Source organism: Rhizobium sp. R635 (assembly GCF_002211285.1).
Taxonomy (GTDB): Bacteria; Pseudomonadota; Alphaproteobacteria; order Rhizobiales; family Rhizobiaceae; genus Rhizobium.
The window spans coordinates 48,090-71,692 of sequence record NZ_LOKX01000014.1; the positions used below are offsets into that span (position 1 = coordinate 48,090).

Sequence of the window (23,603 nt, forward strand, 5' to 3'; positions counted from 1 at the left end):
GCCCGTGAACCATTTCGAGTACCGCGACGGCATCCTTCACGCCGAGAATGTCCCCGTTCCCGAGATCGCCAAGGCGGTCGGCACGCCTTTCTACGTCTATTCCACGGCGACGCTGGAACGCCATTACCGCGTCTTCTCGGAAGCCTTCGCCGATGTCGACTCCATGGTCTGCTACGCGATGAAGGCGAATTCGAACCAGGCGGTACTGAAGACGCTCGGCCGCCTCGGCGCCGGCATCGACGTCGTCTCGGAAGGCGAACTGCGCCGCGCGCTCGCCGCCGGCATTCCGGCAAGCCGCATCATGTTTTCGGGCGTCGGCAAGACGCCGCAGGAAATGGATTTCGCGCTCGAGGCCGGCATCTACTGCTTCAACGTCGAATCCGAGCCTGAGCTCGAGATCCTCAACCAGCGCGCCGTCAACGCGGGCAAGAAAGCTCCGGTCTCCTTCCGCATCAATCCGGATGTCGACGCGAAGACGCATTCGAAGATTTCGACCGGCAAGAAGGAAAACAAGTTCGGCATCTCCTGGGAACGCGCCCGCGCCATCTATGCCCATGCCGCCAAGCTGCCGGGCATCGAAGCCACCGGCATCGACATGCATATCGGCAGCCAGATCACCGAGCTGCAGCCCTTCGACGACGCCTTCAAGCTGTTGCGCGATCTCGTCGCGACGCTGCGGGCCGACGGCCACACCATCCATCACGTCGATATCGGCGGCGGCCTCGGCGTTCCCTATAAGGACGACAACAATCCGCCGCCGCTGCCGGATGCCTATGCGGCGATCGTCAAGAACCAGCTGCGCGGCCTGGATTGCAAGATCGTCACCGAGCCCGGCCGCCTGATCGTCGGCAATGCCGGCATCCTGGTGACCGAAGTGCTCTACGTGAAGGACGGCGGCGAGAAGACCTTCGTCATCGTCGACGGCGCGATGAACGATCTCATCCGCCCGACCCTCTACGAGGCCTATCACGAGATCCGCCCGGTGACGATTTCGGCGGCCAACGCCCCGCGCATCCGTGCGGACGTGGTCGGCCCCGTTTGCGAGACCGGCGATTACCTGGCGCTCGACCGCGAGATGGCGATGCCGAAGCCCGGCGATCTGATGGCCGTCAGCACCGCCGGCGCCTATGGCGCGGTGCAGGCCGGCACTTATAACAGCCGCCTGCTGGTGCCCGAGGTTCTGGTCAAGGGCAGCGATTTCCATGTGATTCGCCCGCGCAGGACCTATGCCGAACTGATCGGTCTCGACTCGGTTCCGGCTTGGCTCGACTGACAAAGCCATCACTTTTTGGCGAACGAACGTGAAAAGCCGGTATTGCCGGCCGCTCGCCCTCGCCTTCGCCATAAAGAGTGTTATCCTTGTCAATCATGAGCGTATTGCCCTGCAATCGCCGGAAGCGCCCTCTGTACCAGAACGCCAGATCGCGGAGACCGGACCGATGACAAGCCCCTCGAGGCAGAAGAAAGGTGCATTTGCGCTCCGCCCCTCGCTTGCCCGGCTGGTAACGACGAAACGCCTGCTGGCGCGCATCGTGCTCTTTTTCGAGCAGTTGCTGCCGCCGCTGATGCCTGTTTTCTCCGTCGTTGCTTTCTATCTCTCCGCCTCCTGGTTCGGCATCTTCCGCAGCGTGCCGGACTGGCTTCGCATCCTGCTGCTGATCGCCTTCGCCGCCGCCTTCCTCGTCTCGCTCGTCCCCTTCCGCCATCTGCGCTGGCCGAAAACCGCCGAAGCCGACCGTATGCTGGAAGAGCGCAACGGCCTGCCGCACCAGCCGGTTACCGTCCAGGAAGACGACCCGGCCTTCGATACGCCCTTTGCCCGCGCGCTCTGGCGCGAGCACCAGGCGCGCATGGCCGAGAAGATCGCGGCACTCGATGCCGGCATGCCGAGGCCTGACATCGCCGCCCATGACCGCTTCGCTCTTCGCGCCATTCCCGCGCTGCTGCTCGTCACCGCTTTCGGCTACTCCCTGTCGATCAACGGCGGCTCGCTTGGTGATGCGTTGCAGTCAGCTCCCGAGCAGGTGACGGTCGATCCGGCGGTGCGCATCGATGCCTGGGTGACGCCGCCCCCCTATACCGGCCGTGCGCCCGTCTATCTCACCGCTGACGGCAGCGAGCAGGCACCGATCGGCATTCCGCAATTTTCAGGCCTCACCGTGCGCGTCAGCGGCGGAAAGACGGCCGAAAAAGTGGTCTTCCGCAAGGCGAACGGCGAGGCGCAGGATATATCAGTGCAGGCGGACACGAAACCGCAGCAGGCGGCAGCGCCGACAGTCGAGCAGCCGGCGGCGGGCGCACCTGCCAATAATGCCCTCGTCGCGCAGACGCATGTGATGAAGCTTGAGGAAAACGGCGCACTCGAAGTCAACGGCCGCCGCTGGAGCTTCGAGGTACTGCCCGATAAGGCGCCTGAGATCGCCTTCGACAGCATGCCGAAGCCGAGCATCAACGGCGCGCTGGAAATCGGTTTCACCGTCAAGGACGACTACGGCGTCCAGGAAGCCCATGCGGAGATCGTTCCTCTGGAAAGCGATCCGGCGGCGACGCCGCTCTATCCGCTGCCGGAATACCGGCTGGATATCCCGCGCCGCAACGCCCGTGATGCCAAGGGCGTGACCAGCCGGAACCTGACCGAACATCCGCTTGCCGGCAAGCGCGTGCGCATCACCCTCGTCGCCAAGGATGCCGCCGGCCAGACCGGCCGCAGCCCGCCCTATGAAATGATATTGCCCTCGCGGCCCTTCAACGAGCCGCTTGCCGCAGCCGTCGCCGAGGAACGGCAGGTTTTCGCGCTCGATACACGCAAGATGCCGCAGGCGATCGCGCTGAACGAGGCGCTGACCATCCGTCCCGAGGAGACGATCCCCAAGCTCACCAACTACCTGCTGCTGGAATCGGCCTTGGCGCGCATGAAGCTCGCAAAGGGCGAGGACGCGCTGAAGGATACGGCCCAGTATCTCTGGGAGATTGCGCTTGGCATGGAGGACGGCGATCTTTCGCTCGCCGAGCGCAAGCTGCGTGAAGCCCAGCAGAAGCTTGCCGACGCGTTGAACCGAAACGCGCCCGACGAGGAGATCAAGAAGCTGATGGACGAACTGCGCAAGGCGATGCAGGAGTACCTGACCGAGCTCGCCCAGCGCATGCAAAACGCGCCGATGATGCAGCCGAACCAGAATGCGCAGAACATCCTGCGCCAGCAGGATCTGGAAAGGATGATGGACCAGATCGAAAATCTCGCCCGCTCCGGCAATCGCGACGCGGCCCAGCAGATGCTCTCGGAATTGCAGCGTATGATGAACAACCTGCAGGCGGGCCGCCCGCAGCGGGGTCAGCAGGGCCAGGAGAACAGCGAAGCCCGCAAGCAGATCGACAAGCTCGGCGAGATCCTGCGCGACCAGCAGAAGCTGATGGAAGAGACCTTCCGCCTCGATCAGCAGCTCAAGGACCGCATGCAGCGCGGCGAATCCGATATGGGCGAAAACGATCCGCTGCTCGACGAGATGACGCCGGGAGAGAACGGCGAGCCGCAGGACCAGCAGCAAGGGCAGCAGCGCCAGGGCGAGCAACCCTCCGACCAGATGACGGCTGAGCAGCTCAGGGAAGCGCTGAAGCAGTTGCGCGCCCAGCAGGATGCGCTCGGCAAGCAACTCGGCGAATTGCAGAAGAAACTCGGCGAAATGGGCATGAAGCCCGGCCCGGGCTTCGGCCAGGCCCGGCGTGAGATGGACGGCGCCGGCCGCGAGCTCGGCCAGGGCCGCGGCGACACGGCCGTCGAGAACCAGGGCCGCGCGCTGGAAGCCCTTCGCCAGGGCGCCCGCGACATGATGAACCAGATGATGCAGGCGCAACGCGGCCAGCAGGGACAAGGCCCGGGCGGGCAGGTGGGCCAAGGCGACCAGACCGGTCGCGACCCGCTCGGCCGGCTGCGGCGGACCACGGGGCCGCTCGAAGACGACGGCGTCAAGGTGCCCGATGAAATCGACGTTCAGCGCGCGCGCGAAATCCTCGATGCGATCCGCGAGAAGCTCGGCAACAATCCGCCGCAGGAAATGGAACGGCGGTATCTCGAACGGCTCCTGGACATCCAGTAGGCCTCGTACCGCCGTGCAGTGGTGAGAGCGTTGCTTTAAGCGACGAGCGCGCGGGCGACAGCCTTGCGTATATCGGGAAGCGCGAATGGCTTGGCGACGACGTCGATGATTTTTTCTGCCAGATCGTCGGCCCGCTCGCGCTGTTCGGCATAGCCGGTCATCAGCAGGATCTTCAGGCTCGGGAAAGCGTCTTTTGCCTGATGGGCGAGCTCGATGCCGTCCATCACGGGCATACGGATATCCGAAAGCAGGAGATCGTAGACCCCGTCCTTCAGCTTCTCCAGCCCCTCGGCGCCGTCGGCCGCTTCATCGGTCTCATGACCGTCGAGCCGCAAGGCCCGGGCTACGAAAGACCGCAGGGAGTCCTCGTCTTCCGTAATCAGAATTCTTGCCATATGTGCATTGCTCCGTCTTCAGCCCCGCGACGGAAATCACCAGACTTTCCTTTTCGATCGGTAAAGATGACGAAGCGATGGACGGGATGGTTAACAACCCGTCTTGATCACCAATGGTCAGGCGTCGCCCGTAACGACGCCGACGAAGGGCAGTTCGCGGAAGGCATAAGCGACATCCATGCCGTAGCCGACGACGAAATAGTCCGGGCATTCGAAGCCGACATAGTCAGCCTCCAGCTTTTCCTTGCGCTTGACGCGCTTGTCGAGCAGCACGGCGATCGTGACGTTGCGTGCGCCGCGCTCGAAGAGCAGTTCCTTGGCAAAAAGCAGCGTCCGGCCGGATTCGAGGATATCGTCGATCAACAGGACGTCGCGGCCATGCACGTCGCTGTCGATATCCTTGACGATGCGCACGCCCTGCGAAACCGTGCCGATACCATAGCTCGACAGCGTGATGAACTCGACCTCCGGGGCAAGCCCGGTGTCATGCAGGGCGCGGATCAGGTCGGCGGCGAAGATGAAGGAGCCCTTCAGCACGGCGATGACGAGCAGGTCCTTGGTCGGACCGTTGGCGATCTCCCGCGCCATCGAATGATTGCGCTCGGCGATCTGCTCGGCGGTGAAGAGCGGCTCGATGTTTTTTCCGCGCACGACAGGCATAGGGGCTTGCTCCATGAAAAGAAGGGTAAGCCGTTAGCACATATGCGGACCTGAAACAGCCTCGCCGGGCATGAAATTAACGCGATTGATGCAGCCTGTGGCGCGAAAGCCGGCCGTCACTCGGCCCGATGCGCTAGGGCAGGAAGGACAGCCGGACCTCCGGCATCTTTCCGCCGGCATGCTGGACACGGGCCGAGAAGCCTCGGCTTTGGCCGGCATAGACGACGTCGGCGGGCGCATCGATGACGATGCTTGCCGTCAGCCGTTCGTCGGTCACGAGATCGGCGCGGATCGGATGCACCGTCTGCGTGGTGCCGCTTTCGTTTTCGATGATGCCGTTGATGACGAGCACGCGCATGCCGTTCGCATCCCGCGGCGTCACGGTCACATGCGTGAAATGCAGCGGCGCTCCCGACGAGGCTCCCTCGGCGGAAAGGCCGGAAAAGCCGCCCGTGAGGCCGAAGACGAGCACGGCGAGCGCCAGCACCAGTATCGCGAAGCTGCGCAGCGAAGCGCGCTGCAGCCAGGATTCCGCCGTCCGCAGAGCGGAAGCAGCGATCGCCAACGGGAGCGGCGGGGGTGCGGCGGCCATGCGCCTGCGGTTGTCGTTATGGACCCTGGCACTGAATTCCTTCGGCCAGGCTTTGCCCACCGTCACGAATTCCGCGTCGGAAATATCGGCAGGACGTGCCGAGCGATACTGGCGGCGTGCGGGCTCCGGCGGCAGGAAATCATAGGCTTGGCCCGGTGTCCGGCGGCTGAAGGAGGATGCTTCCATGGTGGCTGCCTCGCAGATGTCCACATGGTTTCGATGCCGCAAGCAATCTTGGCATTGAAACGAATCCTCCTCAGTCGTAAATTTTAATGGTTAATGCTTCGCAAAGATTGCCATCAAACGGGCGTCTTTCCGGCAAAATTTACCGGCTGTTAACGGTGTTGGTTAACAAGTCATGCGGTGAAACCAAGAACAGACTGAGCTGCCCGTTGATCCACTTCGAGAATGTCGGTTTGCGCTATGGCATGGGCCCGGAAATCCTCCGGGACCTGACCTTCGACATTCCGAAGAAATCCTTTCAGTTCCTCACAGGCCCGTCGGGCGCCGGTAAGACCTCGCTTCTGCGGCTGCTTTTCATGTCGCTGCAGCCGACACGCGGCCTGATCCGCATGTTCGGGCGCGATATTTCCGAAATCCCCCGTCCCGAATTACCGCTGCTGCGCCGCCGCGTCGGCATCGTCTTCCAGGATTTCCGTCTCCTCGACCATCTCACCACCTATGAAAATGTCGCCCTGCCCTTACGCGTGCGCGGCAAGGAGGAAAGCTCCTACAAGACCGACGTCCTGGAACTGTTGAAATGGGTCGGCCTCGGCGAACGCATCAACGTGCTGCCGCCCGTCCTTTCCGGCGGCGAGAAGCAGCGCGCCGCCATCGCCCGCGCCCTGATGGACCGGCCGGAAGTCCTGTTGGCCGACGAACCCACCGGCAATGTCGATCCGCCGATGGCGAGACGCCTGCTCAATCTTTTCCTCGAGCTGAACCGGCTCGGCACCGCCGTGGTGATCGCCACCCACGACCTGGCGCTGATGGAGCAGGTGGAAGCCCGCCGCATGATCCTTTCGGGGGGGCACCTCGATATCTATGACTGAGCCCCCGTCCAGAAACAAGGAAACGGCGCCAGCCAAGGCTGAGCCAAAGCGGCCGGAAATGCGGGTGCGGCCGACCGCGCCGATCCTGCCGCCCTCCAACATCCAGGGCAATGCCCTGATGGTGGTCATATCGATCATGGCCTTTCTCGCCTGCCTGACGCTCGGCGGCGTCAGCATGGTGCGCTCGACGGCGGCAAGCTGGGAGAGCCAGATTTCCCGCGAGATCACCATCCAGATCAAGCCGGACGACAATCTGGACATGGAAAAGGCGCTGACGCAGGCGCGCGACCTGGCGCTGACCTTCGTCGGCACCAAGAGCGGCCAGATCGTCGACGAGGCGGCGACCGCCCGCCTGCTCGAACCCTGGCTCGGCCCCGGCCTCGATCTCAAGGATCTGCCCGTGCCCCGCCTCGTCGTCATCACCATCGACGAGAGCAATCCGCCGGATTTCGATGGAATGCGGGCGATGCTCAAGGACAGCATCCCCCAGGCCAGCCTCGACGACCACCGCACCTGGGTCGACCGGCTGGTGTCCATGGCGCACACGACGGTGCTGATCGGCACCGGCATCCTGCTGCTGGTCTTCTCGGCCATGGTGCTGACCGTCGTCTTCGCCACGCGCGGCGCGCTGTCGGGCAACCGCCACATCGTCGAAGTTCTGCATTTCGTCGGCGCCGAAAGCTCCTTCGTCGCCACCGAATTCCAGAAGCATTTCCTGAAGATCAGCCTCAAGGGCTCGGCGATCGGCAGCGCGCTTGCCGCTCTCTTCTTCGCCACCGCAGGCTTCTGGCAGAGCCGCACGCTCGCAACCCCGGAAACGGATCAGGCGACGGCACTTTTCGGCACCTTCTCCGTCGGCGTGCTCGGCTATGCCGGCATCTTCGCGACGATGATCGTCATCGCGCTGCTGACGACCTTCACCGCGCGGCTGACCGTCATGCGGACGATCTACGAAATCGATACATTGCGTTCGGACCCGACGCGCACCGACGGCATCGCGAGTTGATCCCAACCATGCCGTTTTGTCATGAAAGCGTCTGTTCTGCGCCGCAATCAGCGTATAATCACGATTCATGACCATGGGCCAGACGACACGCAACCCGATTCGGCAGGACCCGGAGCTTCATCGCCCGGCGGGTCTGCCGCCGCGGCGCGGCCCGATCCGCCGCCTGCTGCGCTGGGGCGGCTTTGCCTGCGTGCTGGCGATCGCCCTGGTCTTCGGCGGTTTCCTGCGTTTTGCCGATTCTGTGACGACGCTGAAGCCGCCGGTCGAGCCGAAGGCAGACGCGATCGTGGTGCTGACCGGCGGTTATCAGCGCATCGACCAGGCCGTGGAACTGCTGCAGAAGGGCGCCGGCAAGCGGCTGCTGATCTCAGGCGTCCACCCGACGACGACACCGGCGCAGATCCGCAGGATGACGCAAGGGTCGGCCGATCTCTTCTCCTGCTGCGTCGATATCGGCCACGACGCCATAGACACGATCGGCAACGCCGAGGAGGCCTCCAACTGGATCCACGCTAAGGGATACAGGAGCGTCCTCGTCGTCACCAATAATTACCACATGCCGCGAAGCCTCGCCGAGCTCTCCTATGTCGATCCCGACATCGAATTCATCCCCTATCCCGTCGTCAACTCGGACCTGAAGACCCGCAACTGGTTCACCGATCCGAACGCGATGCGCGTCATGCTCGCCGAATATGTGAAGGTGCTGCTGGCCGGCGCCCGCAACGTCACAGGCTTCGGCCGCCACACCGGGCTGCGCTCGGCAAGCGTCGCCTCGGACTGATGCATTTGCATCAAGCTATCATCAAACGCTTTTTATGACCGGCAATATCGTGTAGGCCGGTCGCGTGAGCATGCCTCGGGAAAATTTCATGATCGCCCTGCGTTCCATTCTCTTCAACACGGTCTTCTACGCCAACCTCATCATCCGGATGATCGTGCTCTCGCCCTATTATTTCGTGGCGCCGCGCCTGACCGCCTATGCGATCCCGAAGAACTGGGCGCGTTCCAACCACTGGCTGATGCGGGTCATCGTCGGCACGACCTTCGAGATCGAGGGTCTGGAGAACCTGCCGGACGGCAGTTACATCCTGGCGCCGAAGCACCAGTCCTTCTGGGACACCTATGCGCTGCTGCCCTGGCTGAAAGACCCGGTCTACATCCTGAAGCGAGAGCTGATGTGGATTCCGCTGTTCGGCTGGTATGCCAAGAAGCAGCGGGTGATCCCGGTCAATCGCGGCGCCCGCGGCAAGGTGATGGTGGAAGTGCTGAAGCGTACCAGGGAAGAGCTTTCGACCGGCCGCCAGCTCATCATCTATCCCGAAGGCACGCGCCGCCCGCCGGGCGCCGAGCCGGTCTATAAATACGGCATCGCCCGCATGTATCGGGACCTCAACATTCCCGTCGTGCCGATCGTCATGCATCCCGGCCTCTTCTGGCCGCGGCGGAGCATCCTTCGTTATCCCGGCCACTTCAAGGTGAAGATTTTGCCGCCGATCATGCCGGGGATGGATCCGGACGCTTTCTTCGCCCATCTGGTCGAGGTGACGGAAGGGGCAAGCGACGAACTCCTCATCGATACCGTCGAACGCAATCCGCATCTGCCCTTGCCGCCGACGGCCGTGGAAAGGTTGGCCGAGCTGCGCAAGGTGAAGGCGGCGACGGCGTGACTAGAGCATGTCGCGCAAAAGCGAGCAGCGGTTGCGATAACGACATGCGTAAAAACAAAGACTTAAAGCGCGAGGAGCGAATCTGAAAGATCGCGACGCGCTTTAGGCGGCGCGCAGCCGCTCCACTTCGTCGACGACCTGCTCCAGCCAATGGTCCCGGATGCCCATCTGCTTCAGATGGGCGAGCGTATTGAAGACATAAGCATCGTTCGGGCCGGATTGCCCCTTGGCCTCGTTCACCACCCGCGCCGCCGCAAGCGCGTCGAGCGTACCGGCATATTGCTCGTGGTCGCGATCGGCAATGTAGGTAATCGCCTCCATCCTGCGGCCGCCGGCAAACTGCAATCGCACCCGGCGCTCCAGATAGACGTTGGTGACGAGCTCACGGGCGCGGAGGTAATCGATCACCTCATCCCATTTGTCCGGCGAAATACGAAACGCCATGCCCCGGCAGGCGCCGCCCCTGTCGAGACCGAGAACGAGGCCCGGATTGTCGCGCGTGCCGCGATGAACGAAGGAGCGAACGCACAGCGAACGCCTGTAACCATGCACCAGGGCCTCTGCCCGCTCCAGAAATTCGAAGCCCGGATTCCACATCAGCGAGCCGTAGCCAAACACCCAAAATTCGTCCATATCGCACGCCAGACCGGAATCACTTTGCGATTCACCATTGGAGAACATCATGGCAGCGTCAAGCCGATCCGGCAGCGGCCAATCAGGCAGTAGCAAGAAATTCTGGTTGCTGGGCGGAGGCATCCTCCTGGTGATCGCGCTTTATACCGGCGGCTGGTTCTATGCGGCGTCGGCGCTGAAGACCACGGTGCTGCAGGCGATCGCGCCAGGCAATCCGGCGGGCGTCAGCGGCGAATGCACCGATATCGAATTCCGCGGCTATCCCTTCCGCATCGGCCTGTTCTGCTCGAAGGTCGATGTCGACGACAATGTCAACGGCGTCTCCGCCACCTTCGGCGCGCTGCGTTCGGCCGCACAGGTCTATGCGCCCGGCCATATCGTCTGGGAGCTCGATTCGCCGGCCGAAATCCGCACCACCAACGGCCTCTCGATCTCGGCTCAATGGGCGAACCTGCAAGCCAGCCTCACAACCAGGCTGAAAGGCATCGACCACAGCTCGACCGTCATCGAAGGCCTGAAGGCGACCGCGGTCTCCTCCTTCACCGGCCAAACCGTCAACTTCGATGCGGCCCGCACCGAAATTCACCTGCGCCAGAACGGCGCCGATCTCGACGGGGCGATCTCGGTGCAGGATGCGAACACGGCGATCAAGGACTGGCCGCAGATCTTCCCGAAACTGTCCGCCAGCATCGATCTGACTGTCGCTGGCAAGGCCGGCCTCATCGACGGCAGCGATCCGAACGGCCTCAATGGTTCTGCCGGCGAACTGCGCCGCATCGTTGCCGATATCGGTGACGGCAAGGTGATGACGCTGACCGGCCCCTTCTCCTTCGACGAGCAGGGTCTCCTCTCCGGGAAATTCAAGCTGGAGATCGAACAGCTCGGCCCCTGGGGCGACAGCCTGAAGCAGGCCTTCCCCGATATCGCCTCGACCGTCAACACGGCGACGAAGCTCTTGAAATCGCTTGCCGGCGGCAAGGACAAAGTCTCGGTCGATCTCGTCGTCGATCGCGGCAACGCCACCGTCAGCGGCTTCATCCCGCTCGGCAAGATTCCGCCGATCTAACCGATCCGCTTGATGAAGAACACTTCTGGCACGGATTGCAGGCCAGGCAGATCGATCGCACCGGTTTCGGTAAATCCATTGCGGCGATGCCAGTCCTGCGGCCGGCTCTCATCGCATTCGCTCGACGTCATCAGCAGCCGAGCGCCCTCGCCGCGCATGGCTGATTCCCAGGCGAGAAACAGCGCCGTCCCGACACCCGACCGCCTGTGGCCGGGCAGAACGCGGATCATTTCCATATAGGGAACCCTGCCCCAGAAGCGGGAGAAGCGCAGGAAACCGACGATCTCGCCGACCTCCCTGGCAACGAGATATTCGCCAAGCGCCACGCACCGCGAGACCCACGCCTTGCCGGCACTGGCATCCTCGCGAGCCAGCCAGTCGATATCCGCCTGACTTGCGCTCGCCACCTCCACCATCGCGAGAGGCTACTTCTTCTCTAGCGCGTGGGGACGGCCGAAATCGGGTGCGTCGACATCCTGGCCGGCCTGGATGATCGAACGGCGGATGGCGCGTGTGCGGGTGAAGAGTTCGAAAATCTTGTCGCCCTCGCCCCAGCGGATCGCGCGCTGCAGATAAGCGAGATCCTCCGAGAAGCGCGCCAGCATTTCTAGGATCGCATCGCGGTTGTGCAGGCAGACGTCGCGCCACATCGTCGGATCGGAAGCGGCAAGACGGGTGAAATCGCGAAAGCCGGAGGCCGAATATTTGATGACCTCGGACTCCGTCACGGTCTCCAGATCGTCGGCGGTGCCGACGATGTTGTAGGCGATGATATGCGGCAGGTGCGAGACGATCGCGAGCACCTTGTCGTGGTGTTCCGCATCCATCTCGTCGACCTTCGAACCCAGTGCCTCCCAAAAACCGCGCAGGCGCTTCAGCGCCGTTTCATCGGTACCGGCAACCGGCGTAAAGATGCACCAGCGGCCTTCGAAAAGGCCGGGGAAACCGGCATCCGGGCCGGATTTTTCCGTGCCGGCCAGCGGATGGCCGGGGATGAAATGCACGCTGTCAGGCATATGCGGCTGCATCTGCGCGATGACGGACGCTTTGGTGGAGCCGACATCGGTAACGATAGCGCCAGGCTTCAGGCTGCCGGCGATTTCCTTCGCCACGCTTTCCGAAGCGCCGACCGGCACCGAGACGATAATGAGATCGGCATCTTTAACGGCATCAGCCGAAGACGTCGTGTAGCGATCGCCGAGGCCGAGTTCTTCCGCACGCTTGAGCGTATCGGCGCTGCGCGTCGCGACCACGATCTCTTTCGTAAGCCCGAGCCGCCTGATGTCGTGAGCGAGCGAGGAACCGATCAGGCCAATGCCGATCAGCGCGATGCGATCGAACAGCACGCTCATGCCTGCTGTCCCATGAATTCCCGCAGCGTGGCAATGACGCCGTGATTGGCCTCTTCGGGACCGATGCTCATGCGCAACGCATTGGAAAAGCCATAGCTGCGCACGGCGCGCAGGATGTAGCCCCGGCTCGTCAGGAGCTCGTCGGCATCGGCGGCGCGCTTGCCGTCGATGTCAGGGAAGTGGATGAGGACGAAATTGGCGACGGACGGCGTCACTTTCAGCCCGATTGCTTCGAGAGCCTCCGTGAGCGTCTCCACCCACATCTGGTTGAAGGAGACGGCCTGCTGGACGAAAGCCTGGTCGCGGATGGCCGCGGCACCGGCGGCAATCGCCGCAGCATTCAGGTTGAACGGAGCGCGCACGCGGTTCACCGCAGCGACAATATCGGCAGGAGCATACATCCAGCCGACGCGCAGCGCCGCAAGACCGTAGGCCTTCGAAAAGGTGCGGGTCATCACCACGTTTGAGTTGGAGGAGACGACCTCGATGCCGGCTTCGTAATCGTTGCGGCGCACATATTCGGCGTAAGCCGCATCGAGCACGAGGACGACGTGTTTCGGCAGGCTGGCCTGCAGGCGGCGGATCTCGCTGACGGGAACGTAGGTGCCTGTGGGATTGCCGGGATTGGCGATGAAGACGATCTTCGTCCTTTCCGTCACCGCAGCAAGGATCGCGTCGACGTCGACGGTATAGTCCTTCTCCTTGACGACGACGGGCGTGGCGCCCGTGCCCAGAATCTGGATCTTGTAGACGAGGAAGCCGTGCTCGGTGATGATGCCTTCGTCGCCGGCGCCGAGATAGACATGGCAGAGCAGGCCGAGCAGTTCGTCGGAACCGTTGCCGCAGAGGATGTTTGCCGGATTGAGGCCATGCACGGCGGCAATCGCCTCGCGCAGTTCGATCGCCTGCCCGTCGGGATAACGCCCCAGATTGTCCGCCGCCGCCTTGAAGGCCTCGATCGCCTTCGGGCTGGCGCCGAGCGGCGTTTCGTTGGAGGAAAGCTTGTAGACGCGGGCGACACCCGGCGCATGTTCCTTGCCCGGCACATAGGCTGCGATATCGAGAATACCGGGACGCGGAACGGGCTTGCTCATCTCAACGCTCATGGGTCGACCTTGGATTTTCCGGAAAATGACCAAGTGGCATTAAAGCGGAATGCGGTTCTTGTCGAGAGCGGGAACGCGCTCAGCGATTGCGCGTCGTCGGTACGCCGTGAGGTGCCAGAACCGGCACGAAGACGCGGCGGGAGGCGCGCGCGGCGACCGGCAGACCCTGATAGAGCCGCTTCTGCGCCTCGACGATGATGACGCCCGAGAAGGCCGGCCACAGCGTCCGGCCGATCCGCTCGAAGGCGCGGCGAAGACGCAGGATGGTTCGGAGCTTGGAGGGCGGAAAGAACAGCGCCTCGGCCGTCGCCCCCGGCGTGAAATTCGTCTCCCGCAGCAGATGCGTCAGCTGGCCGCGCGAATAGGGCCGGCCGGAGCCGAAGGGCGTGTGCTCCATGCGCGCCCACACACCACGCCGGTTCGGCACGACGATAACGAGCCGTCCGCCCGGCGCCAGCACCCGCCAGAGCTCTTTCAGCGTCTCGCGCGGGCTTTCGGCAAATTCCAGCGAATGCACCATCAGCACCCGGTCGATCGACGAATCCGGCAGCGGCAATTCCTCGTCGAAAACAAGCGTCGTCGAGGAAAGCGAGCCCATCGGCCAGTTCACCGCGCCTTGCCCGGCCGGCATGAAGGCGAAGGTGCGCTCGGTATCGGCCTGAAAGCGATCGAGGAAGGGCACGGCATAACCAAGGCCGACAAGCCGCTCCTGCGGCAGCCGCACCCAGAGCGAGGACAGCGCCATGGCGATCGATTGCTCGGCGAGACGCCCGAGATCGGAATGGTAGAACTGACGTAGGTCGACGATATCGGCGTGCATTGCGATAAATGTTATCAGCGGGCGGTTGGACTTCAAGGCCGGACCCTCTACATTCCCGCAAGACTCGCATGACAAAGGATTATTTGACGATGAAACCTTTGGAATTAGACGTTTTTCTCTGCCGCACCGACAATTTCGGCGTTCTCGTGCATGACGTGGAGACGGGCTTTACCGCGGCGATCGACGCGCCGGAGGAAGCGCCGATCCTGGAAGCGGCGACACGCCGCGGCTGGAAGATCACCCATATCTTCACCACCCATCACCACACCGATCATGTCGCCGCCAACCTGGCGCTGAAGCAGCAGTTCGGCTGCGAGATCATCGGCCCGATCAACGAGGCGGTCGCCATTCCCGGCCTCGACCGCACGATGGCCGATGGCGACAGGTTCCTCTTCGGCGACCATACGGTCAACGTCATCGAAACACCCGGTCATACCGCCGGCCACATCTGCTATCACTTCGCCGACGACAAGCTGCTCTTTGCCGCCGACACGCTGTTTGCGCTCGGCTGCGGCCGCCTGTTCGAACGCCCGGCCGCCGACATGTGGCATTCCCTGCAGAAGCTCGCCGTGCTGCCGGATGAGACCGCCGTCTATTTCGGCCACGAATATACGCTCTCCAACGCCCGCTTCGCACTGACGGTCGATCCCGGCAATGAGCGCCTGAAGACCCGTGCCGTCGAGATCGAAGCCCTGCGGGCGGAAGGCAAATTCACCATTCCGACCACGCTGGGGCTGGAAAAGGAAACCAATCCGTTCCTGCGCGCCGCCGATCCGGCGATCCGCCGCAATCTGGTCATGGAAGGCAAGACCAACGAGGAGGTCTTTGCCGAGATCCGCAAGCGCAAGGATAATTTCTGATGTCTCCCGAGGAGATCATCCGCGAACTCGGCATGGAGCCGCATCCGGAGGGCGGCTGGTACGTGCAGACCTTCCGCGACACCTCGGGAGGCGCGCGCGGCCATTCGACGGCAATTTATTACCTGCTGACGCGGGGACAGCGCTCCCACTGGCACCGCGTCCATGACGCCGCCGAGGTCTGGCACTATTATGCCGGCGCGCCGCTTTCGCTGCACCGTTCGGAAGACGGAACGACGAGTGAAACGCTGACGCTCGGAACCGATCTTTCCGCCGGCGAGCGGCCGCAGGCGATCATTCCCGCCAATTGGTGGCAATCGGCCGAAAGCCTCGGCGATTTCACCCTGGTCGGCTGCACCGTCGCGCCCGGCTTCGAATTTTCGAGCTTCGAAATGGCCCCGCCCGGCTGGAAGCCCGGTGGCTGAGGCTACTCCGCCGCGACGGGCGCCACTGCGGCCTTGCGGCGGAACATCTCCTGAGCCGCCAGCACCGCCCCGCCGGTGACGAGCAGGCAGGCCAGTGCGATCCGCCAGCTCGGCTCGGCAAATCCGAACAGCGTCAGAATGAGCGTCGAAAGCAGCGGCGCGGCATAACTTGCGGCGCCGAGGATCTGGATATCGCCGTTCTTGACGCCGTAATCCCAGGCATAGAAGGCAGCCCCGACCGGCAGAAGCCCGAGCCCGATGACGGCGATCCATTCGAAGCCCGTTGTCGGCCAGACCGTCGCCTCGAGGCCGAGATGGCAGAACAGCGACAGGATCGAGGTTGCAAGGCAGAAGCCGGTGACGACATCCGTAGAGACGGCCTCGAAACGCCGCGTCAGCAGCGAATAGCCGGACCATGTGAAGGCGCAGAGCAAGGCGGCGCCATACCCGATGGCATAAGCGCCGTCGAAGTCGATGCCGTTGCGGCCGACGATGAGGAAAGTGCCGCAAAGCCCGGCAAGCGCGCCCGCCACATGATACCAGCGCAGCCGCTCTCCCGGCAGAAGCGCCGAACCGACGACGATCAGGAGCGGCCAGAGATAGGCGATCAGCCCCGCCTCCACAGCCGGCGCGTTCCTGAGTGCGGTGAAATAGAGGAAATGATAGCCGAAGAGCCCTGCGATGCCTGTCACCCAGACCCTGGCCGGCTGTTTCAGCAGCATGAGCCGCACGGGATTGCGGACGAGCACGACGAGCCCGGGAATGCTGCCGATCGCAAAGCAGATGGCCGAAAGCTGGAATGGCGGCATCTTGCCGGACGCCGCCGTCAAGAGCGCCAGGAACGACCACATCAGAATGGCCGTAAAACCGATCGCCGTCGCCCGAAGCTTCATCTGTCCCCCTTCACGGAGGCGAAAGCTCCGTCAGCTGACGCTGCCGTATTTGACGGCGGTGATCGTCACCATTCCATATTCTGTGGGAATGCGCACATAGACGGGAGCATATACATTTGCCGCCTGCGACTTGGCAAACCAGATTTCCATCCGGTCGCTCTTGCTGAGATAGTCGATATCCTTGCGGCCCTTCTTGTAGCCTGAGCGCGGCACGAATCGCACACCGCAGACGAGCGCCTTGCCCTTGAAGCCGTCCGTCGAGAAATCCTCGTCGCCCTTCGGCGAGAGCACCAGATCCATGCGCGTCTCGCCGTCGAAGATCGGCAGCGTCTGCGAACAGACCTTGGTATCCCCGGTGAAAACGAGGCCGGAGATCGGATCGAGCACCGAGCGCATGTCGCGCGGCGTGACGTCGATCCAGTTCTTCGGCCGCTTCGGCGTCGGGGTCGTGGTCGCCGATATGATGTCGCCGTTGCGGTAGCTGACCTCGTAGACGCGGGCCTTCTTGCCGGTCTTATAGTAGAGCGAATACTTCACCGCCTGCAGCCGGTCGTTACGGACGACGCCGGTGACGCTGGTCTTTGCCGAGATGGTCTTGATGAGATCGGCAAGGCCGGCGGATTTGATATCGCCCGCGATCTTGTAGCTGTGATCGTCCTCGATCTGCGTCAGGAACGCGGCGCGCGCGATCGGCAGGCCGGCGAGCGTCACCCGATATACCGTCTGATGCTGGACCTCGGCCGCTGATGCCGGTATGGCAAGGAATGCGGCGATGACCGAAATGAAAATGCGTCTGCCCGAATGAGCCATGAGTGAAGCCTTGTCTTGCCCTGCGCCGGCAGCCTTGCTGAGCGCTCTATACTCCTGCCATGAAGGGAAGAAAACAGCAGCTTTTTGACAGAATTGCGGGAAAGGCCAAGGTTTGGCTTGACGCGCGCGGCCTGTCTGACTATAGAACCGCAACTTTCCAATCATGCCTGTTGGATTGCGAGCTCGGTTTTGCCGGGGATGGCAATTCGATGGCCCGAGAAAAACAAGAATAGGTGTTCCATGTCCCGCGTGTGCGAATTGACCGGCAAGGCCGTCCTGACTGGTAACAATGTCAGCCATGCCAACAACAAGACCAAGCGCCGGTTCCTGCCGAACCTGTGCCAGGTAACGCTGATCTCCGACGCCCTCAACCAGCGTTATCGTCTTCGTGTTTCGGCTGCGGCTCTTCGCTCCGTCGAACATCGTGGCGGCCTCGATGCGTTCCTGATCAAGGCAAGCGAAAACGAACTGTCGATGCGCGCACGCCTGCTGCGCCGCCAGATCGTCAAGAAGACCGCCGAAGCCGCTGCTGCGTAAGCTTCTGCCCTTCTTCAATACGGCTTCGAAAGGCTTGCACGGATGATCTCCGTCAGGCCTTTTGCTTTGCCGGCCTGTCTCTCCAACTGGTGGCATCACCCAGGATAAAAAAATGCTGAAGACCCGCTATACCATTGCCTATGTCGCTCTGATGACGCTTGTCGTCGTCGCCTCCAACTTCCTCGTCCAGTTTCCGCTGAACGCCGAAGTCGCCGGCATCAATCTCGCCGACATCCTGACCTGGGGCGCCTTCTCCTATCCGGTCGCCTTCCTGATCACCGATCTGACCAATCGCCAGTTCGGCCCGCAGGCAGCCCGCAAGGTCGTCTTTGCCGGCTTCGTCGTCGGTGTGACGCTGTCCTTCTTCACCTCCGTGCCGCGCATCGCCATCGCCTCCGGATCGGCCTATCTCGCCGGCCAGCTGCTCGATATCGCCGTCTTCAACCGCCTTCGCCGCCAGGCCTGGTGGCGCGCGCCGCTCGTCGGCTCGCTGATCGGCTCGGCGCTCGATACGGTGATGTTCTTCTCGCTTTCCTTTGCCGCGTTCTTCGTCTTCCTCGGCCCGAACGAGCCTTTCGCGCTGGAAGCCGCTCCCGTCCTCGGCGTCTTCGCCACCGAGGCGCCTCGCTGGATTTCCTGGGCGCTCGGCGATTTCGCCGTCAAGATGATAGTCGGCCTCGTCATGCTGCTGCCCTATGGCGCGCTGATGAACGTGCTGCGGCCGATGCAGGCCGCGCGCGCCAGCTGAGCAACAAGATCACCGACGCCGCCGGACAGCACCGGCGGCGATCGCAGGATGCAGGAGCACCTCTGCCGTCAGATCGTCGATCTCTCGCGATGAATCGAGCAGCAGCACCGGCGCGGTCTGCGTTTCCAGCCATTGTTCGTGTGCCGCAAGACTGCGCTGTTCAGGACCCGCAGTATCATAGCTTGCCGCCCATTCCATGAACTCTCCGCTTTTGACTTCCATGTCGCCGCCAGGACCGATCCTCTCTCCATATCGGGCGATCTCCCGCGCACGGATGCGCGCCATCCGAAGCTCCGGCTCGATTCTCAGGAACACGATCAGGTCATAGAACGGCTCGATCTGCCTCCCCCATTTCAGCGCGGAGCCGGAGAGGACCCAGCCGTCATGCCGCGCCGCCGCTTCAAGGAGCATGCGGATGCGCTCATCGGCATCCCTCGGCGTCGTGAACGGCGGATCGGTCGGCATCCAGAAGAAATCGTCGGTGTCGAGATGGGCGATATCGAGCTTCTCGGCAAGCGCAAGGCCGAGCGATGTCGTGCCGGAACCGGACGCGCCCATGACATGGATATGCACCATGATTTCCCTCCGATAGCGGCTACGGGACGAAGGCTCAGATCGGCCGACTGCGGTTCAATCCGATAGCCAAAGCTTGTGACATCAGTCTGACGCAGCCTGCTTCACACTGTCGGAAAGTCGGAATTCCAGCATCAGATTGCGCTGCAGGATCGAATGGTTGTCGTCCGATATCAGGATGAGATGGGTCGTGCCGTCGGCGGCCTGGAAAGTGTCGAGCCCTTCCATATTGTCGATCTGCGAGTTGAAATCGCCTTCGAGCAGCAATTCGCCGTCGACGACGGCGCCGGGCCGGATATCGGCGCCCTTGATGCGCCGAAGGCGCATGCCGATGCCTTCGGCCATGTTGAAACGCCGCTCCAGCAGCAGCAGGTCGCCGTTCGGCAGGAAGGCGCCGTCGGTGACGTCGAAGCTGCCATCCCGCGCGACCGCGAACTGCCCTTTCAGCGGCCCGCTCAGAATGGCAGCCAACCGGTTGCCGTCGCTGTCGAGACCACGTTCCGAGACGATGACCACGCCGCCCTTGAGCGGGCTCGATGCCGGCGCGACAGCGATGGTTTCGATACCGCGGTTGTAGCTCAGCATCTTGCGCGGGATGAGGATCGGCAAAGTGGCGATCGCACGCGATTGGGCAAAGCCGGGATCGGGATAGACGTCGACGCGATGTTCCTGCTCGAAGGAGACCAGGATCCGGTCGCCGTCGAGCGCCAGGCCCTCCGCGTCCATATAGCCCTTGCCCTCGAGGCTGCGTCCGGCGCTGTTCTTCATCGGCGTGATCTCGACATTGGAAAGGCCTGAAAGCCTGCCCTTGACGTCGCGCTTGATGCTGCCCGTCAACCACTGGCCGGTATCGAGCACCACGACGAAGTGTTTTTGATCCTGCCGGAAGCGGATGGAGGAGAGCGAGCCGAACAGCGCTCTGCTGGAGACCATCTCCAGCCCGCCGAGAAATTCCAGCGAGCCGAATTGCATCTGCGAAGAGCCGATCCTGAAATCGGATATTTGCCGGCTAATGACCGACACGTCGTCGCCGGCCCATGACGGGCAGGTGCCGGTGGCGATGCAGAGAAGGATCGACGCCACACGGCGGAGGCGATTGCCTATCATCCCCGACGTTTCCCTGATTGGCGTCAGCCGGCGCGACGGAGCCGGCCGCCGCGTGGCTGGGTGGATTGATCTTCGAAGAGGGAGGCAAGCTGCTCGGTCATCGCGCCGGCAAGCTCGTCGGCATCGACGATCGTCACGGCGCGGCGATAGTAGCGCGTCACGTCATGACCGATGCCGATCGCCAGCAGTTCCACGGGCGAACGCGTCTCGATCTGCTCGATGACGGCGCGCAGATGCCGCTCGAGATAGTTGCCCGGATTGACCGACAGCGTCGAATCGTCCACCGGCGCCCCGTCCGAGATCATCATCAGGATGCGGCGCTGCTCGCGGCGTGCGAGCAGGCGATTATGCGCCCAGATCAGCGCCTCGCCGTCGATATTCTCCTTGAGCAAGCCCTCGCGCATCATCAGCCCGAGATTGGCGCGTGCCCGCCGCCACGGCGCGTCGGCGGATTTGTAGATGATGTGGCGCAGGTCGTTGAGGCGGCCCGGCGTCTGCGGCTTGCCGCCGGCAAGCCAGGTTTCGCGCGCCTGCCCGCCCTTCCAGGCCTTCGTCGTGAAGCCGAGGATCTCGACCTTGACGCCGCAGCGCTCCAGCGTGCGGGCGAGGATGTCGGCGCAGGTGGCGGCAACCGTGATCGGCCGGCCGCGCATCGAGCCGGAATTGTCGATCAGCAGGGTGACGACGGTGTCGCGAAACTGCGTGTCGCGCTCCATCTTGAAGGAAAGCGCCTGCATCGGGTCGATGATGATGCGCTGCAGCCGGGCCGGATCGAGGTAGCCCTCTTCCAGGTCGAAATCCCAGGAACGGTTCTGCTGCGCCATCAGGCGGCGCTGCAGCCGGTTGGCGAGGCGCCCGACGGCGCCCTGCAGATGCGCAAGCTGCTTGTCGAGGAAGGCGCGCAGGCGCTCCAGCTCGGCGGCATCGCAAAGTTCCTCGGCGGTGATGATCTCGTCGAACTCTTCGGTATAGACGTGATAATCGACCTTCTCGTTGAAATCGGAAAAAGGCGTGTTCGGACGGCGGGTCTCGCCCGGCGTTTCCGAATCGTCCTCGCCCTCTTCCATCATGTCGTCGTCGGAGATCTCGGCGCCTTCGGTCTCGCCGTCCTCCATCTGCTCGTCGGAGACTTCGCTGTCCTCGACGGGGGCGGCATCGGTGCCGGCATCCTCGTCGACCTCGTCCTGGTCCTGCTCGTCGCCGCTCGGCTGGTCTTCCTGCTCCGACTGGTCGTCATTGTCGGCTTCGCTCTCGTCGTCGCCGTACTCCTCGGCCATCTCCATGGCCGACAGCATGTTGCGGACGAGCTTGGCGAAGGCCTGCTGGTCGTTGATCGCTCCCGAGAGGGTATCGAGGTCGGCCCCCGCCTTGTCCTCGATGAAGCCGCGCCAGAGGTCGAGCACCTTGCCGGCGGAGGCAGGCGGGCGCTGGCCGGTCAGCTTCTCGCGCACCATCATCGCCACGGCCTCGCCGATCGGCGCATCTTCCTGGCGCTCGATGCCGGTGAAATTCGCCTTGGAATATTTCTCTTCCGTCATGGAGCGCAGGTTCGCCGCCACGCCCTCCATGCGCAGTGTGCCGATCGATTCGACACGCGCCTGCTCGACCGCATCGAAGATCACGCGGGCGTCCGAGCCCTGCGGCGCCATCGTCGCATGCACCTTCTCGTCATGGCAGGCGAGGCGCAGCGCCATGGAATCGCCGAGCCCGCGAGTGACCGCCAGCTCATGCGCCGTCGGCCGCTTGGAAAGCTCCGGCAGCCGGATCCGTTCCCCGGTCATGCCAGGCCGTTCGTTGGCGAAGGTCACCTCGACATCGCCGTCGCCGGCGATCGAGCGTACGCAGCCCGATATCGCCCGGCGCAACGGCTCGACGTCGACGGGCGCACCGGGCTTTGCTTTCGAATTGTCACCGCGAGCTGCCATGATCGGTCGGGCCTCAGGCTCCGAGAACGATGTTGGCGGCACTTTCCTTCAGCTCGACGCCGAAGGCGCGCTGATAATGCTCGGCGACCAGCGGGCGCTCCAGCTCGTCGCACTTGTTGAGGAAGGTGACGCGGAAGGCGAAGGCGAGATCGCCGAAGATCTCGGCGTTTTCGGCCCAGGTGATGACCGTGCGCGGGCTCATGACGGTCGAGAGGTCCCCGTTCATGAAGGCGGCGCGCGTCAGGTCGGCGACCCTCACCATCTTCGAAACCGTCTCGCGGCCGTTCTTGTCCTTGCCGAGGCTCTTCACCTTGGCGGCAACGATGTTCACTTCATGATCATGCGGCAGGTAGTTCAGCGTCGTCACGATCGACCAGCGGTCCATCTGCGCCTGGTTGATCTGCTGCGTGCCGTGATAGAGGCCTGTGGTGTCACCGAGACCGATCGTGTTTGCGGTCGCAAACAGGCGGAAGGCCGGGTGCGGCCGGATGACGCGGCTCTGGTCGAGCAGCGTCAGGCGGCCGGAAGATTCCAGCACGCGCTGAATGACGAACATCACGTCCGGGCGGCCGGCATCATATTCGTCGAAGACGAGCGCGACATTGTGCTGATAGGCCCAGGGCAGGATGCCGTCCTTGAATTCGGTCACCTGCAGACCGTCCTTGACGACGATCGCATCCTTGCCGACGAGATCGATACGGCTGACATGGCTGTCGAGGTTGATGCGCACGCAAGGCCAGTTGAGCCGCGCCGCCACCTGCTCGATATGCGAGGATTTGCCCGTGCCGTGATAGCCGGAGATCATCACGCGGCGGTTATGCGCGAAGCCTGCGAGAATGGCGAGCGTCGTCTCGCGGTCGAACAGGTAGTCGGTGTCGAGGTCCGGCACATAGGCGTCGCCCTTGCTGTAGGCGGGAACGCGGATGTCGGAATCGATGCCGAAGGTCTCGCGGACCGAAACGGTGGTATCGGGCAGTTCTGAAATATCGAGGTCGATCTTGCTCATCATGTCTCCAAGGCGGGTGAAACCACCCGGCCATACTGTCTCAGGCCATGTCGCAACCGTGACGCCGCGATTATCTCCGCGTCCGTCCAGGTCGGAACGTCGGCGATACTTCTCCGGGACTGAGACGAAACCTCGGCGGGATGATGACCGCTTGCGAGCATTCTTGAAAGAGTCCCGGACAAGAAACGCCGCGTCCGGAAGGTCGGCGGAGGCGATGTCAGGAAAACGCGCAAATATGAGCCGCGTTTGCCTGCGGCCTCAGCCGATTTGGACCATACC

At 63.1% G+C, this 23,603-nt stretch carries 25 protein-coding genes; 11 read left to right on the plus strand and 14 right to left on the minus strand.

What is annotated here, in order from left to right; all coding sequences use genetic code 11:
- The first annotated feature begins 4 nt into the window (after positions 1-4).
- Positions 5-1,273: a diaminopimelate decarboxylase gene (gene lysA, locus ATY78_RS13675; RefSeq protein WP_088682877.1), complete on the plus strand. Its 1,269-nt coding sequence runs from the start codon at positions 5-7 to the stop codon at positions 1,271-1,273.
- 166 nt (positions 1,274-1,439) lie between these two features.
- A complete protein-coding gene (locus tag ATY78_RS13680; RefSeq protein ID WP_088682878.1) occupies positions 1,440-4,094 on the plus strand; it encodes a TIGR02302 family protein in 2,655 nt (884 codons plus the stop codon).
- Between the two features lie 35 nt (positions 4,095-4,129).
- Here ATY78_RS13680 and ATY78_RS13685 read toward each other — a convergent pair whose 3' ends face one another.
- From ATY78_RS13685 to ATY78_RS13695, 3 genes are all read right to left on the minus strand, one after another.
- Entirely contained in the window at positions 4,130-4,489 is a 360-nt protein-coding gene (locus ATY78_RS13685; RefSeq protein WP_018495840.1) for a response regulator, read from the minus strand.
- Between the two features lie 117 nt (positions 4,490-4,606).
- On the minus strand, positions 4,607-5,149 hold the full coding sequence (hpt, locus tag ATY78_RS13690; RefSeq protein ID WP_088682879.1) for a hypoxanthine phosphoribosyltransferase: 543 nt from the start codon (positions 5,147-5,149) through the stop codon (positions 4,607-4,609).
- 133 nt (positions 5,150-5,282) lie between these two features.
- Positions 5,283-5,927 (minus strand): hypothetical protein, encoded by a 645-nt coding sequence (locus ATY78_RS13695; protein WP_088682925.1) that lies wholly within the window; start codon positions 5,925-5,927, stop codon positions 5,283-5,285.
- A 206-nt stretch (positions 5,928-6,133) separates the two neighbouring features.
- On the opposite strand from ATY78_RS13695, the gene ftsE reads away from it, so the two are divergent.
- The 4 genes from ftsE to ATY78_RS13715 all read left to right on the plus strand — a co-directional run bounded on the left by ftsE (position 6,134) and on the right by ATY78_RS13715 (position 9,466).
- Positions 6,134-6,793, plus strand: a complete 660-nt coding sequence (gene ftsE / locus ATY78_RS13700; protein WP_008527718.1) for a cell division ATP-binding protein FtsE — start codon at positions 6,134-6,136, stop codon at positions 6,791-6,793.
- A complete protein-coding gene (locus ATY78_RS13705; RefSeq protein ID WP_088682880.1) occupies positions 6,786-7,799 on the plus strand; it encodes an ABC transporter permease in 1,014 nt (337 codons plus the stop codon). The genes ftsE and ATY78_RS13705 overlap by 8 nt, the downstream gene beginning before the upstream one ends.
- Before the next feature lie 67 nt (positions 7,800-7,866).
- The gene (locus ATY78_RS13710) at positions 7,867-8,580 is read left to right on the plus strand and encodes a YdcF family protein (RefSeq protein ID WP_190237455.1); all 714 of its coding nucleotides are present in this window, start codon (positions 7,867-7,869) and stop codon (positions 8,578-8,580) included.
- Between the two features lie 88 nt (positions 8,581-8,668).
- Positions 8,669-9,466, plus strand: a complete 798-nt coding sequence (locus ATY78_RS13715) for a 1-acyl-sn-glycerol-3-phosphate acyltransferase (protein WP_088682882.1) — start codon at positions 8,669-8,671, stop codon at positions 9,464-9,466.
- A 102-nt stretch (positions 9,467-9,568) separates the two neighbouring features.
- Here the strand turns inward: ATY78_RS13715 and ATY78_RS13720 are convergent, their stop codons facing one another.
- Positions 9,569-10,099: a gamma-glutamylcyclotransferase gene (locus ATY78_RS13720; RefSeq protein WP_088682926.1), complete on the minus strand. Its 531-nt coding sequence runs from the start codon at positions 10,097-10,099 to the stop codon at positions 9,569-9,571.
- Positions 10,100-10,148: 49 nt separating this feature from the next.
- On the opposite strand from ATY78_RS13720, the gene ATY78_RS13725 reads away from it, so the two are divergent.
- A complete protein-coding gene (locus tag ATY78_RS13725) occupies positions 10,149-11,165 on the plus strand; it encodes a DUF2125 domain-containing protein (RefSeq protein ID WP_088682883.1) in 1,017 nt (338 codons plus the stop codon).
- On the opposite strand, the gene ATY78_RS13730 is transcribed toward ATY78_RS13725, so the two are convergent.
- From ATY78_RS13730 to ATY78_RS13745, 4 genes are all read right to left on the minus strand, one after another.
- Positions 11,162-11,581, minus strand: a complete 420-nt coding sequence (locus ATY78_RS13730; protein ID WP_088682884.1) for a GNAT family N-acetyltransferase — start codon at positions 11,579-11,581, stop codon at positions 11,162-11,164. The two genes, ATY78_RS13725 and ATY78_RS13730, sit on opposite strands and share 4 nt — an antisense overlap.
- 9 nt (positions 11,582-11,590) lie before the next feature.
- Positions 11,591-12,517: a prephenate/arogenate dehydrogenase family protein gene (locus ATY78_RS13735; protein WP_088682885.1), complete on the minus strand. Its 927-nt coding sequence runs from the start codon at positions 12,515-12,517 to the stop codon at positions 11,591-11,593.
- Positions 12,514-13,611 (minus strand): histidinol-phosphate transaminase, encoded by a 1,098-nt coding sequence (hisC, locus tag ATY78_RS13740; RefSeq protein ID WP_190237456.1) that lies wholly within the window; start codon positions 13,609-13,611, stop codon positions 12,514-12,516. Before hisC ends, ATY78_RS13735 begins: the two co-directional genes overlap by 4 nt.
- Positions 13,612-13,702: 91 nt before the next feature.
- On the minus strand, positions 13,703-14,479 hold the full coding sequence (locus ATY78_RS13745; protein WP_088682887.1) for a class I SAM-dependent methyltransferase: 777 nt from the start codon (positions 14,477-14,479) through the stop codon (positions 13,703-13,705).
- A 53-nt stretch (positions 14,480-14,532) separates the two neighbouring features.
- On the opposite strand from ATY78_RS13745, the gene gloB reads away from it, so the two are divergent.
- Both gloB and ATY78_RS13755 read left to right on the plus strand, forming a co-directional pair.
- Entirely contained in the window at positions 14,533-15,303 is a 771-nt protein-coding gene (gene gloB, locus ATY78_RS13750) for a hydroxyacylglutathione hydrolase (protein WP_088682927.1), read from the plus strand.
- The gene (locus ATY78_RS13755; RefSeq protein WP_088682888.1) at positions 15,303-15,725 is read left to right on the plus strand and encodes a cupin domain-containing protein; all 423 of its coding nucleotides are present in this window, start codon (positions 15,303-15,305) and stop codon (positions 15,723-15,725) included. The genes gloB and ATY78_RS13755 overlap by 1 nt, the downstream gene beginning before the upstream one ends.
- A gap of 2 nt (positions 15,726-15,727) precedes the next feature.
- On the opposite strand, the gene ATY78_RS13760 is transcribed toward ATY78_RS13755, so the two are convergent.
- Both ATY78_RS13760 and ATY78_RS13765 read right to left on the minus strand, forming a co-directional pair.
- Positions 15,728-16,618: an EamA family transporter gene (locus tag ATY78_RS13760; protein ID WP_088682889.1), complete on the minus strand. Its 891-nt coding sequence runs from the start codon at positions 16,616-16,618 to the stop codon at positions 15,728-15,730.
- A 30-nt stretch (positions 16,619-16,648) separates the two neighbouring features.
- Positions 16,649-17,428 carry a DUF3108 domain-containing protein gene (locus tag ATY78_RS13765; RefSeq protein WP_088682890.1) on the minus strand — a complete coding sequence of 260 codons (780 nt, stop codon included), beginning with the start codon at positions 17,426-17,428 and terminating at the stop codon, positions 16,649-16,651.
- Between the two features lie 240 nt (positions 17,429-17,668).
- Between ATY78_RS13765 and rpmB the strand changes: the two genes are divergently transcribed.
- A complete protein-coding gene (gene rpmB, locus ATY78_RS13770; protein ID WP_008527777.1) occupies positions 17,669-17,965 on the plus strand; it encodes a 50S ribosomal protein L28 in 297 nt (98 codons plus the stop codon).
- A gap of 112 nt (positions 17,966-18,077) precedes the next feature.
- Complete coding sequence (locus ATY78_RS13775; RefSeq protein ID WP_088682891.1) at positions 18,078-18,713, plus strand: VUT family protein; 636 nt, start codon at positions 18,078-18,080, stop codon at positions 18,711-18,713.
- A gap of 9 nt (positions 18,714-18,722) precedes the next feature.
- Here ATY78_RS13775 and ATY78_RS13780 read toward each other — a convergent pair whose 3' ends face one another.
- The 4 genes from ATY78_RS13780 to cobS form a co-directional block, all read right to left on the minus strand.
- Positions 18,723-19,289 (minus strand): AAA family ATPase, encoded by a 567-nt coding sequence (locus ATY78_RS13780; protein ID WP_088682892.1) that lies wholly within the window; start codon positions 19,287-19,289, stop codon positions 18,723-18,725.
- A gap of 81 nt (positions 19,290-19,370) precedes the next feature.
- Positions 19,371-20,393 carry an esterase-like activity of phytase family protein gene (locus ATY78_RS13785; protein WP_088682893.1) on the minus strand — a complete coding sequence of 341 codons (1,023 nt, stop codon included), beginning with the start codon at positions 20,391-20,393 and terminating at the stop codon, positions 19,371-19,373.
- 23 nt (positions 20,394-20,416) lie between these two features.
- Positions 20,417-22,318 (minus strand): cobaltochelatase subunit CobT, encoded by a 1,902-nt coding sequence (gene cobT / locus ATY78_RS13790; RefSeq protein ID WP_088682894.1) that lies wholly within the window; start codon positions 22,316-22,318, stop codon positions 20,417-20,419.
- 13 nt (positions 22,319-22,331) lie between these two features.
- Positions 22,332-23,324, minus strand: a complete 993-nt coding sequence (gene cobS / locus ATY78_RS13795; protein WP_088682895.1) for a cobaltochelatase subunit CobS — start codon at positions 23,322-23,324, stop codon at positions 22,332-22,334.
- Positions 23,325-23,603: the final 279 nt, after the last annotated feature.